The 13553-nt window shown below is 35.0% G+C and carries 9 protein-coding genes; all 9 read right to left on the bottom strand.

Going from position 1 to position 13553, the window contains the following annotated elements; all coding sequences use genetic code 11:
* Positions 1–44 precede the first annotated feature (44 nt).
* The 9 genes from argJ to AC4BB2_RS05220 all read right to left on the bottom strand — a co-directional run bounded on the left by argJ (position 45) and on the right by AC4BB2_RS05220 (position 13537).
* Positions 45–1202 (bottom strand): bifunctional glutamate N-acetyltransferase/amino-acid acetyltransferase ArgJ, encoded by a 1158-nt coding sequence (argJ, locus tag AC4BB2_RS05260; RefSeq protein ID WP_490474380.1) that lies wholly within the window; start codon positions 1200–1202, stop codon positions 45–47.
* A 204-nt stretch (positions 1203–1406) separates the two neighbouring features.
* Complete coding sequence (locus AC4BB2_RS05255) at positions 1407–2087, bottom strand: Bax inhibitor-1/YccA family protein (RefSeq protein ID WP_490474379.1); 681 nt, start codon at positions 2085–2087, stop codon at positions 1407–1409.
* Positions 2080–2562: a MaoC family dehydratase gene (locus AC4BB2_RS05250; protein ID WP_490474378.1), complete on the bottom strand. Its 483-nt coding sequence runs from the start codon at positions 2560–2562 to the stop codon at positions 2080–2082. The genes AC4BB2_RS05255 and AC4BB2_RS05250 overlap by 8 nt, the downstream gene beginning before the upstream one ends.
* Before the next feature lie 133 nt (positions 2563–2695).
* Positions 2696–4033 (bottom strand): UDP-N-acetylmuramate--L-alanine ligase, encoded by a 1338-nt coding sequence (gene murC, locus AC4BB2_RS05245; protein WP_490474377.1) that lies wholly within the window; start codon positions 4031–4033, stop codon positions 2696–2698.
* A gap of 276 nt (positions 4034–4309) precedes the next feature.
* Positions 4310–6649: a toxin Cry1Ac domain D-VI-related protein gene (locus AC4BB2_RS05240; protein WP_490474376.1), complete on the bottom strand. Its 2340-nt coding sequence runs from the start codon at positions 6647–6649 to the stop codon at positions 4310–4312.
* Positions 6650–7289: 640 nt separating this feature from the next.
* Positions 7290–9629 carry a toxin Cry1Ac domain D-VI-related protein gene (locus AC4BB2_RS05235; RefSeq protein WP_490474376.1) on the bottom strand — a complete coding sequence of 780 codons (2340 nt, stop codon included), beginning with the start codon at positions 9627–9629 and terminating at the stop codon, positions 7290–7292.
* 280 nt (positions 9630–9909) lie between these two features.
* A complete protein-coding gene (locus tag AC4BB2_RS05230) occupies positions 9910–10815 on the bottom strand; it encodes a hypothetical protein (RefSeq protein WP_490474375.1) in 906 nt (301 codons plus the stop codon).
* A 184-nt stretch (positions 10816–10999) separates the two neighbouring features.
* Entirely contained in the window at positions 11000–12298 is a 1299-nt protein-coding gene (gene asnS / locus AC4BB2_RS05225; protein WP_490474374.1) for an asparagine--tRNA ligase, read from the bottom strand.
* 48 nt (positions 12299–12346) lie between these two features.
* Entirely contained in the window at positions 12347–13537 is a 1191-nt protein-coding gene (locus AC4BB2_RS05220) for a pyridoxal phosphate-dependent aminotransferase (RefSeq protein WP_490474373.1), read from the bottom strand.
* Positions 13538–13553 lie beyond the last annotated feature (16 nt).

Below are 13553 nucleotides of genomic sequence, written 5' to 3'. Positions count from 1 at the left end.
ATAGAAATGTAATAGACGTATTTATTTCTTTGGAAAAATTATTATTAAGTTGAATAATCGCTGTTTATTTTGACATACTCATAACTTAGATCACAACCAATCACTTCAAAGTCCCTTGTCCCCTGATGAAGATCTACAGTTAAATAAATATCTTCATTTTGTTGGATGTACGCTTCAATTTTGCTGATATTTTGTTTTTCTTCTTGATTTGATGAAAAGATCAGATGCTCTCCATAATAAATTTCTACTTTATGCGGGTCAAAAACTAGACCTTTTGTTTTACCAAGAGCCATTACAATACGCCCCCAATTAGGATCATTTCCAAATAATGCCGTTTTTACTAAAGGAGAATTAATGATTGATTTCCCAGCTTTTTTTGCTTGTTCTTGACTTTCAGCATTTTTAACAGTTACAAACATTGTTTTTGTTGCACCTTCAGCATCTTTCACCACATCTAATGCCAAATCTTTACAGATTTTATTCAGTGATTTTTGTAATTCTACTTGTTCTACTTCGTAATGGCCACTTGCTAATAGTGCCACGGTATCGCTCGTACTCGTATCTGAGTCAATACTAATTGTATTGAAAGACTGATCCACCGCTTTTTTTAACATTAAGTAAATCGCTTCTTTGCTTATCTTAGCGTCAGTTAAAATATATGCTAACATTGTCGCCATGTTAGGTTCAATCATACCAGAACCTTTGACTATTCCTAAAACCCTTGCATCTCCTACTTTTAGGCTTCGTACTTTTATTCGTTGATCGGTAGTCAGGATAGCTTGCGCAAAATTTTCGTAACTCATATCTAATTCAAGAGATTGATTTTCTAAAAAATTTTCGATAATCTCAATAGGTAGCTGCGGACCAATTAGACCTGTAGATGAAGGAAGGATATTTTCTTTTTGAATCTTTAGCTTATAGGATAATTGCTCTAAAATCTTGTATTCATTTTCTCTACCAGTTTGTCCTGTAGCAACATTTGCTATACCGCTAGTCACAACAACTGCTTGTAATTCCTTGTTTTTCACATGCTCTTTGCCGATTGGGATACATTCTCCACAAAATGTATTCTTTGTAAATACAGCTGCACTGTGGCATACGTTGTCAGCCACAATCAAACCAAAATCTTTTTTTCTTTTTTTTATTCCAACATGCGTGCCATAAAATTTAAATCCTTCTGGTACTTTTTCATACTCTTTCATTTTTTACACCATCCCGTATTAGTAGTCACATTTATTTCTCTAATTCATAAAAGTATAAATCAAAGGCAATAGATAGTCAATGAATTTAAAATCACAAAAAAGTCTTATTTAGAATTTTAATACATTTTATTCAACCCGTTTCGTATAATAACACAAAAAAACAGTATTCAGATTTCTCTGAATACTGTTTTTTACCTCTATTAATTAATTATTTTTACCAAAAATTCGTAAGAATGCTAAGAATAAATTGATAAAATCAAGATACAGCTGTAAAGCAAAAAATACTGCAGTACCTGTTCCTGCTTGTCCACCTGTTTGATTATATACTTGACGAATTCTTTGATTGTCATATGCTGTAATTCCAGCAAAAATCAAAACCATCAAAATAGAAATGAAAAATGATACTGCACTACTTTTCAAGAAAAAGAAATTGATGACCATCGCAATAATAATTCCGATCAACGCACTATAAGCAGCATGACCCATTGCTGATAAATCTTTTTTGGTAAACATTCCAACTAAAGACATTGCTCCAAAAGTTGCTGCAGCACTTACAAAAGCACTTACTACGGTTACTTGTGCATACATTAATAATGTTGCAGATATTGTCACACCGTTTAAAATGGAATAAGCTAAAAATCCACTGATTGCTAAAGTCGGGTTCTTCTGGGCTTTAAACCCTAAAAACAGTACCAAACCAATCTCAACAAGCCATAAGCCGAAAAACAATCCTGGTGACTTAATTAATGCGACTAAGACACCTGGAAAAACAGTCAATATTAGATAGGATACTAGCGCACTTACCCCAATCCCCATCGCTAAAAATGCATAGATTTTTGAATAAAATTTGTTTATTCCGGCATTTACTATTGCTCCGTTATTCATTTGTTTTACCTTCTTTCTCTTCTAATTCTTCTAGTGTGACCTGTGGTGGCTGAACCATCACAACCGCGTCAAGTACTCGATCTTCTGCTTCATTAACAGCTTCAATCGAAATTGTTACAACATCTTTCATCTTATCTACTTTAATAACTTCAAACTGAAACGTAAGTGTTTCGTAATGAAAAACAGGTTCAACAAAGTTCACCGAAAAATTGACCACATGAGATCCTGGTCCTGGTAAATGCTTTGAAATCGCACTGGTAATAATCCCCATCAGCATTATTGATGGTACGATTGGTTTGCCATACTCCGTTTTTTGGGCATAATCATGTTGGATATATAAGGGATTGGCATCGTTGGTTAAGCCCAAATAAAGAAGTAATTCTTTATCTTCGATTGACTCAGTTAGAGACAGCGAATCGCCTTCCTCAATATCTTCGATGGTTTTGCCTAATTTTCTCGGTTTTCCGATATTCAAATTAGTACACCTCCACTAATGATAAGATAATTGTACCAAAATGACAATAAAAGGCAAGTTAAAAAGAAGACTTAAGCAAACTGTTAAGACTTCTTTTTAGAAAAATTATATATTTTGATATTCCATGGTCTTTTTATAGAACATTTCTAGTTGTATTACTCAATAAAGTTTCATAGGCTTGTTCGAATTTCTGAACATCCCCTGCACCCATGAAGACCATCACTGCATTTTCATGATCTAAAAGAGCTGATACGTTGTCTTCTTTAATCACTTGGCCGCCTTTTTCGATTTTATTACCAAGGTCTTCGATTTTTACATCTCCTTGTTTTTCTCTGGCAGAACCAAAAATGTCACAAAGATAAACATGGTCTGCTAAATCCAAAGCGTCAGCAAATTCATCCATCAATGCAATTGTACGCGTAAATGTATGAGGTTGGAAGACAGCAATAATTTCTTTATCTGGGTATTTTTGACGTGCACCATCAATCGTTGCAATGATTTCAGTTGGATGATGAGCATAATCATCAACAATAATCATATCAGAAACTTTCTTTTCAGTGAAACGACGCTTTACACCCTCAAAAGTCAACATCTCTTTAGCAACTTTTTCCATATCCAACTCTTCAAAGTAAGCTACGGCAATCACACCTAAGGCATTCATGATGTTATGTTGTCCAAAAGCAGGTAACACAAAGTGCCCAACTAATTTTTCATTATGATACACATCAAAAGATGAGCCTTGTGTAGTACGTTCAATATTTTTAGCTTGGATATCATCATCTTCTGCTAGTCCATAATAGTACACTGGAACATCTGCTTTTAACTGACGTAAATATTTATCATCACCATAAGCAAAAATCCCTTTTTTCACTTGTTTCGCCATTGTTTGAAAAGCAGAAAACACATCTTCAATACTCTTAAAATAATCAGGATGGTCAAAATCAATATTTGTCATAATCGCATAATCTGGAGAATAGGCTAAGAAATGACGGCGATACTCGCACGCTTCAAATGCGAAAAATTCAGCACTTGGGTCGCCATGACCTGTCCCATCACCAATCAGATAGCTTGTTGGTGCGATTCCTGTCAATACGTGAGACAATAAGCCTGTTGTGCTTGTTTTCCCATGTGAACCCGTCACAGCTACACTTGTAAACGGCTGAATGAAACGTCCAATAAAATCATGATAACGAATAATCTCCGCTCCTAATTCTTTGGCACGAACTAATTCTTCATGTGTATCAGGGAATGCATTCCCTGCTATGACAGTCATGTCTTTTGTGATATTTTCTTTATCGAAAGGTAAGATAGTAATACCAGATTTTTCTAAATCACGTTGTGTAAAGAAATACTCTTCTACATCAGAACCTTGTACATTTAACCCTTTTTCAAATAATACAAGTGCTAATGAACTCATACCTGATCCTTTGATTCCAACAAAATGATACAATACGTTTTCTTTTTTATCCATGATAATCCTCTTCTCTTACTGGCTATATATAAAAAATTAATGTCATCGTTTTTATAAAATTGTACGTTCCCCATTATCGTACAAATCGCCAAAATAATCAACCCAAAACAGCTAGATAATTACTAAGAAAGGGGAAAACCACTTCTTTCGCTCAATGATGTTGTTTTGCTAATTATGTCTCTATCCAACGAAGTAACTGTAACACAAAAGTTTTAGTGAATTCTAGCTGATTTCTTGAAGTTAGGTACTATTGTCTTGTCTCATTGATTGATCTATTTAAGGACCAGTCTCTATTGTCCACACAATTTGAGCGCTGTACATTTTATCTTTCATCAGGCTTCCAGGCATCATCTTCAATAAAAATTGCTGATTACTCTCTTTACCAAAATCAAATTCTTGCACACGATGGTCAGATTGACCTTTTTGTCGATAAATTTCAATTTCCCTATCTTCCGTCATGTACTTCATTTCTTCTTTATCTTGAAAAACTATATCTGATGCAGTTTTTACTCCAGTATTCGTTTGAAGTATTTTCGAAAATTTTGTTTTTAGCACCCAACTCGTTTGATAATATTGCGTATTTTTAATGATCATTTTCATATTATTTTCTATTGGGACATATTTTATATTCGTTTGTATGACAGGTACACCAAATGAAATTCCAGTTGGCACACGTTCAAACTCAACGCCGCCTGCTAATAAATTTAGAGTGATCTTTCTACTCAATGAATCTATGTTGAGTGTCACATCATGCTTTCCTGGTTCATTTATTGATGAATCAACAGTCAGCTGTAGTTCACTCGTTCTATTTTTTAAGGTGTTCATATCTATCGCGGTTGCACGACTGTGTTCTAATATAAATTGTTTTTGCGCTTCCCACTCTTTTGGGAAATCTATCGCTAAAGCGTTAATGGATTGCGCAGAAAGAAAAGTGGTCCCATTATCAGTCGTGTCTTCATTTTTAACGAAAAATGGAATCGTTAAACTCAATTGATTCTTCGCCCTGTCTCTTAGTAACACAATAGCTTCAGTGTATCCTGGTTTTGATAAATCTGGTTCTTGCAACATTTCTATCACAACTTGATCGACCCCAGCGTTATCAGATAAATTCGTTAGTAAGCTTTCAAGTGCTGGAAGCGAGGCACCAACATTTACGATTTGACGCACAGGATCGGCTTCGGGTGCAAGCGTATCTTGTACTGCCATGATTTCTGATTGCTCACTTTGATTAGCACTAGAATCCGTTGCTGTAACGTAATATTCTGTATATGGAACCAACGGCTTTTGAGCTTCAGGGATATTAATTGCAAAACGATCTCCTTGAAGCGCTTTTCCCGAAAACAAAAGTGCATTTGTTGCTGCATTAAACACTTTAATTGTTGCCTCTGTTTCTGCATGTCCTTTTATTTGAGTACTCACATCGTTAAGAGGTAAAACAGTTGGTTTGAATGGCGCACTAATATCTTCAACCACTATTTTTTTTTCTGCTACTTTCCCATGAAGAGCGCTTCTAATTGTAATATTCTGCTTCCCCCTAAAATAACTGCCCTCTGGTAATTTATACTCAATAATCCCATCGTTATTCGCTCTTATTTGATAGTTATAAGTGTCTGCTTCAACTTCGGAGTTTAGTTTGCCTTTTGGCATGTCTTCATGTCCTGAGAAAAATACAAATGCATTTGGATAGGTCTTACCTTTAATTGTTGTACTGTCTATACTTGCTCGATCATCAGTTAATTTTTCAGTAGTTAATGTGACAGTTACCTTGTCTAATAACTCTTGGGCTTTCTTTACTTCCTCAAGAAAGTGTTCTTTTTGCTTAGTATCCAACACTTCACTGATAAGTTTTTTCGCCTTATCTATTTTAAGTTGTGTAGTACTAAGTTTAATTGCTGTATGACTACTATCTGTAAATAAATCCTCTATTAGTATCTTAGACTCTTCAATCGCATGAGCCAAATCAACCAAAGTTACACTCGTAATACCACCAGTATTCCCATTCCAAGACTTATTAGAATAAACGTTATACTCCACAGTCGTCTTGTCAGAACTTGCTACAAATACTTGTCTACCATAAATATTAATATTCGTATTTAGATAAAAATCACGGTCCTCTTCTACTTTGTAATAGTATAATGAATTTAACTCGGGTCTAACTGTTCCCGGAAAAACTGACAAATCGTATTTACTATTGCGGCTTCCTACATTATTACTATCCCTAATAAAAGTGTGAGCCCCTGCCGAAATTTGATAGATGTTTCCAGGTATTGTATCAATGACTTGCTTTACACTCGCTTTTTCAGCAGGTTTGATATATATGGTAGTTGTAAGATTCTTCTCTTTCATCAATGTAAACTCAGTTATAGTACTACTATCAACTCGCCAATATCCAGGAAGCAGTGTAGGTGTTTTAGGAAACGGTTGATCATTTTCAAGTGGAATCCATCCCTCATATTTCAACAAATCAGCCTTTAATAAGCCTGCATCATCCGTAATTGGTGGGGGTAACAAGGACTCTGCCTTTATTCTTGTATCAGTACTCTTTGAGATACTTATATAAATTAACGAGCAAAAACTAAGTGCAACGATAGATAGGTAGACTATTTTTCTTTTCATGTTCTTTCTCCTCCATCTTATAGCTTAATCTATAACTCAGTTATCCAACACTCCAATTGTGAACATTTTTCTATTCAAGATAAGATAATACATTTGAGGCGGACATGGGTTATTTTACTTTGATAATCATTTTCTACTTGAAAAATTAGATCTGTTGTTTTTAAATACAATACGTTATTAGTCTATAAAAAAAGGTTAGTATGATTTCCGGTACAATACCGAAGCCATACTAACCAACTAGTTAGGTAGTCTATTTGTAATTTTTGAGTGCATATCAATGGTCAAAATCAATATTTGTCATAATCGCATAATCTGGAGAATAGGCTAAGAAATGATACAATACGTTTTCTTTTTTTCCATGATAATCCTCTTCTCTTACTGGCTATATGTAAAAATTAATTTCATCATTATTATAAAATTGTACGTTCCCCGTTATCGTACAAATCGCCAAAATAATCAACCCAAAACAGCTAGATAATTACTAAGAAAGGGGAAAACCATTTCTTTCGCTCAATGATGTTGTTTTGCTAATTATGTCTCTATCCAACGAAGTAACTGTAACACAAAAGTTTTAGTGAATTCTAGCTGATTTCTTGCAGTTAGGCACTATTGTCTTGTCTCATCTCATTGATTGATCTATTTAAGGACCAGTCTCTATTGTCCACACAATTTGAGCGCTGTACATTTTATCTTTCATCAGGCTTCCAGGCATCATCTTCAATAAAAATTGCTGATTACTCTCTTTACCAAAATCAAATTCTTGCACACGATGGTCAGATTGACCTTTTTGTCGATAAATTTCAATTTCCCTATCTTCCGTCATGTACTTCATTTCTTCTTTATCTTGAAAAACTATATCTGATGCAGTTTTTACTCCAGTATTCGTTTGAAGTATTTTCGAAAATTTTGTTTTTAGCACCCAACTCGTTTGATAATATTGCGTATTTTTAATGATCATTTTCATATTATTTTCTATTGGGACATATTTTATATTCGTTTGTATGACAGGTACACCAAATGAAATTCCAGTTGGCACACGTTCAAACTCAACGCCGCCTGCTAATAAATTTAGAGTGATCTTTCTACTCAATGAATCTATGTTGAGTGTCACATCATGCTTTCCTGGTTCATTTATTGATGAATCAACAGTCAGCTGTAGTTCACTCGTTCTATTTTTTAAGGTGTTCATATCTATCGCGGTTGCACGACTGTGTTCTAATATAAATTGTTTTTGCGCTTCCCACTCTTTTGGGAAATCTATCGCTAAAGCGTTAATGGATTGCGCAGAAAGAAAAGTGGTCCCATTATCAGTCGTGTCTTCATTTTTAACGAAAAATGGAATCGTTAAACTCAATTGATTCTTCGCCCTGTCTCTTAGTAACACAATAGCTTCAGTGTATCCTGGTTTTGATAAATCTGGTTCTTGCAACATTTCTATCACAACTTGATCGACCCCAGCGTTATCAGATAAATTCGTTAGTAAGCTTTCAAGTGCTGGAAGCGAGGCACCAACATTTACGATTTGACGCACAGGATCGGCTTCGGGTGCAAGCGTATCTTGTACTGCCATGATTTCTGATTGCTCACTTTGATTAGCACTAGAATCCGTTGCTGTAACGTAATATTCTGTATATGGAACCAACGGCTTTTGAGCTTCAGGGATATTAATTGCAAAACGATCTCCTTGAAGCGCTTTTCCCGAAAACAAAAGTGCATTTGTTGCTGCATTAAACACTTTAATTGTTGCCTCTGTTTCTGCATGTCCTTTTATTTGAGTACTCACATCGTTAAGAGGTAAAACAGTTGGTTTGAATGGCGCACTAATATCTTCAACCACTATTTTTTTTTCTGCTACTTTCCCATGAAGAGCGCTTCTAATTGTAATATTCTGCTTCCCCCTAAAATAACTGCCCTCTGGTAATTTATACTCAATAATCCCATCGTTATTCGCTCTTATTTGATAGTTATAAGTGTCTGCTTCAACTTCGGAGTTTAGTTTGCCTTTTGGCATGTCTTCATGTCCTGAGAAAAATACAAATGCATTTGGATAGGTCTTACCTTTAATTGTTGTACTGTCTATACTTGCTCGATCATCAGTTAATTTTTCAGTAGTTAATGTGACAGTTACCTTGTCTAATAACTCTTGGGCTTTCTTTACTTCCTCAAGAAAGTGTTCTTTTTGCTTAGTATCCAACACTTCACTGATAAGTTTTTTCGCCTTATCTATTTTAAGTTGTGTAGTACTAAGTTTAATTGCTGTATGACTACTATCTGTAAATAAATCCTCTATTAGTATCTTAGACTCTTCAATCGCATGAGCCAAATCAACCAAAGTTACACTCGTAATACCACCAGTATTCCCATTCCAAGACTTATTAGAATAAACGTTATACTCCACAGTCGTCTTGTCAGAACTTGCTACAAATACTTGTCTACCATAAATATTAATATTCGTATTTAGATAAAAATCACGGTCCTCTTCTACTTTGTAATAGTATAATGAATTTAACTCGGGTCTAACTGTTCCCGGAAAAACTGACAAATCGTATTTACTATTGCGGCTTCCTACATTATTACTATCCCTAATAAAAGTGTGAGCCCCTGCCGAAATTTGATAGATGTTTCCAGGTATTGTATCAATGACTTGCTTTACACTCGCTTTTTCAGCAGGTTTGATATATATGGTAGTTGTAAGATTCTTCTCTTTCATCAATGTAAACTCAGTTATAGTACTACTATCAACTCGCCAATATCCAGGAAGCAGTGTAGGTGTTTTAGGAAACGGTTGATCATTTTCAAGTGGAATCCATCCCTCATATTTCAACAAATCAGCCTTTAATAAGCCTGCATCATCCGTAATTGGTGGGGGTAACAAGGACTCTGCCTTTATTCTTGTATCAGTACTCTTTGAGATACTTATATAAATTAACGAGCAAAAACTAAGTGCAACGATAGATAGGTAGACTATTTTTCTTTTCATGTTCTTTCTCCTCCATCTTATAGCTTAATCTATAACTCAGTTATCCAACACTCCAATTGTGAACATTTTTCTATCCAAGATAAGATAATACATTTTTAAGCACTTTTCTGTTCAAATAACTATTCTAAATAAAAATGTATCTAAATTCTCACAAAAATCAAAGGAGAGCAGAAGGTTTAACCGTTCTGCTCTCCCAATGAAAATATAATTACAAAAATTTAAAAAAACTAATATCTTTTGTATAGCTTAATACGTTAAGAAGGAAAATAACTTTCTATCATTATTCAAAGTACTTACTATTTTCCAATTCCAAACTTGAATCTTCAATAATTCCACTTAAGGACTTATCTAAGATGCCTCGTTTTTTATCTTGTTCTGCTTCAGCTACTTTTTGACCGTAAGCAGTTTGGCTTTTGGCATTTTCTTTCGCTGTTTTCAGTTCTTTCCGAGAGCGTGGTAACGTATGACTGATGTCTTCTTCTTTACCAAATCTCTCCATATCAGGTTTGATTTGTTGGTATTGACGTCTTGTTACTGGAATTTCAGGTGAATCTTTAGGGATATTGAATTTTTGAACGGTTGGATCTTCATTCCCTTTCACTTGAAATGCTGCCGGTTCATCGTCAAAAAGTAAATAAGAATTTTGATCCTTTTTCATTGCTTCAGCTAATTCCTGTTCTGTCAAAGCAGGTGCTTTTTCTTCTGGAATGACAGAAGCTGGAATATATTTCGGCACAAAATATGAACGGGTCTCATAAGTAAAATCCTTTGAAAACGCCGTTTTATTTTTATTAGAAGATTGCTGAGAGCCAAAACCATATGAACTTCTTTTAGGCAGATTGCCAAATAGATTACTTTTTTGTTTTGGCGAAGTTGTTTTATTATGTGTCATCATATAGTTAGGCAGATTAGATTTATGACGGGCTAATTCTGCTACTTGTTCTTGGCTGTGAGAAACATGTTGATTATTGGTTTGTGTTTGTTGTTTCTGCAACACTGGTTGAACACTTATCGGATCTATTACTGGAGTATTTTGCTCTTTTTGTGGTTGCGTCCCCATATTAGTGAGCATTGGTTCTTCTTGAAACAATGTTCGTTTATTTTCAGATGCTAATTTCACGCCTAATTCATCGTCATAAGCTGGAAAACGAAAATGTTTTCTTTTAATTTGCGTTGGGTTTTCCATTCAAGTCATTCCTTTATTATACTTTCTGTCAATTCTACCATAAAAAAGCGGAATTCTAAACAATTTACTTTACTTTTTCTTTTTTCTTGTTGTAATTTTAACTGACAGTTTCAGTTTCTATAAAAATTAGTCGCTGAATCAAAGCATAAAGCTTCTTTCAACGACTAATTTAACGATTATAGATCTATGGGTAAATACGGTTTAATAAACGTGGGAATGGGCTTGCTTCACGAACATGCTCGATTCCAGCTAGCCAAGTAACTGTGCGCTCTAATCCTAAACCAAAGCCTGAATGAGGTACAGATCCATAACGACGTAAATCTAAATACCAAGAGTATTCTTTCTCATCTAGATTATGGTTACGTATTTGTTCTAACAAGTAATCATGATCTATAGCTCTTTCAGAACCTCCAATGATTTCTCCATACCCTTCTGGGGCAATCATATCCGCACAAATCACAACATCATCACGAGTAGGATGTGGTTTCATGTAAAAGGCTTTGATTGCTTTTGGATAGTTTAAAATGAAGACAGGACGGTCAAATGAATTAGCAATAAACGTCTCATGTGGTGAACCAAAGTCATCTCCCCACTCAATATCGTCAAAACCATTTTTCTTCAGCAATTCTACTGCTTCATCATATGAAATACGTGGAAACGGCAATTGCGTATATTTTTTCAATACTTCTCTATCACGCTCTAATACATCTAAAGCATGATCACAATTGTCCAATACGCTTTGAACAAGGAATGCTACATATTGTTCTTGGACCTCTAAACTTTCTTCTTGGTGCATAAAAGCCATTTCTGGTTCAATCATCCAAAATTCAATCAGATGACGGCGAGTTTTTGATTTTTCCGCTCTAAATGTCGGACCAAATGAGAATACTTTACCAAAAGCTAAAGCTGCTGCTTCCATATATAATTGTCCACTTTGTGATAAGTAAGCTTTTTGGTCAAAGTAGTTTGTTTCAAATAAATCAGTTGTTCCTTCAGCTGTGCTTGCAGTTAAAATCGGTGGGTCAATTTTAACAAAGTTATTGTTGTTAAAAAATTCATACGTTGCCCGAATAATTTCATTACGAATTTGCATAATGGCATGTTGACGAGAAGAACGCAACCATAAATGACGATGATCCATTAAAAAGTCAGTTCCGTGTTCTTTAGGTGTGATGGGATAGTCGTTACTCTCTCCAATTACTTCAATCCCAGTTACACCTATTTCATAACCAAATTTTGAGCGGCTATCTTCTCTAATTTCACCAGTAATCCAGACCGATGTTTCTTGTGTTAGTCCTTTTGCTAATTGAAATACTTCTTCTGGTACTTCACTTTTTACAACAATTCCTTGAAAATAAGCTGTACCATCGCGTAGTTGTAAGAAAGCAATCTTTCCACTTGAACGTTTATTGGCAATCCAAGCACCTATTTTTACTGTTTCACCCACATGATTTTTTGAGTCAATAATTTGAATTTGTTTCACAATCGTCTCTCCATTCATTCACTTTTTACCTATCCCGAATTTAGTATTTTATTTAGTTGATTTTTTCTCAATAAATGCTGCAATTCTTTTAACAGCAGCTTCTAAGGTAGCTAGATCTGTTGCATAACTGATACGAATATGCTCAGAAGCTCCAAAACCGGCGCCTGTTACAAGGGCAACATGTGCTTCTGTTAATAGGTCGTCTACCCATTTCGTTACGTCTGTATACCCGCACATGCTTAATGTTTCTTTTATATTAGGAAACAGATAAAATGCACCGTGAGGTTTTTCCAATTTGAATCCAGGCAACGCAGCAACCATTGGATAAACTGTATTTAAACGTTCTTCAAATGCTTGTCTCATTATTTCTACTGTGTCTTGCTCGCCTGTTAATGCTTCAATAGCAGCGTATTGGCTGACAGCAGTAGGATTACTTGTTGATTGAGAGGCGATATCAATCATCGCTGAAATAATAGCCTCATCTCCCACTGCATAGCCAATACGCCAACCTGTCATAGCATAGCTTTTAGAAACACCATTGATAATAATCGTTTGTTTTTGAATCGATTCAGATAGTGTTGCAATCGGTGTAAACGTTGCACCATTGTACACTAACCTGCCATAAATATCATCGGATACGATTAAGATATCGTTTAAAACAGCCCATTCACCAATTTTACGTAATTCTTCTTCAGAATAAATCATTCCGGTTGGATTAGAAGGCGAATTTAAAATCAATAATTTGGTCTTATCCGTTTTTGCCGCTTCTAATTGTTCTACAGTTACTTTAAATTCATTTTCTTGAGTACAAGAAATGAAAACAGGGACCCCTTCAGCTAATTTCACCTGTTCCCCATAGCTTACCCAATAAGGAACTGGAATGATCACTTCATCATTTGGATTTAATACTGCTTGGAATAAAAGATACAAAGCAAATTTAGCTCCATCTGTTATGATGACATTTTTTGACTGATAACTCAACTGATAATAGGTCTCAATGTATGTTACAACCGCATCTCTTAATTCTTTGATTCCAGCTGAAGGCGTATAGTAACTCGCTTTACCACTTTCTATTGCTTGAATTGCCGCCTGTTGAATATTTTTAGGGGTGGTAAAATCCGGCTCACCTACAGTTAAACTTAAAATATCTTTGCCTTCAGCTTTTAATGCATTTGCTTTAGCTGCAGCAGCCAAAGTTACTGAAGGTTCTAATTTTTTTGCACGCATTGATATTTCCATAAGTATTCGCTCCATT

Source organism: Enterococcus sp. AAFC-DPL-5146 (assembly GCF_058216635.1).
Note: the sequence above shows the minus strand (reverse complement) of the source record. Positions and strands in the feature narration are given on the sequence as shown.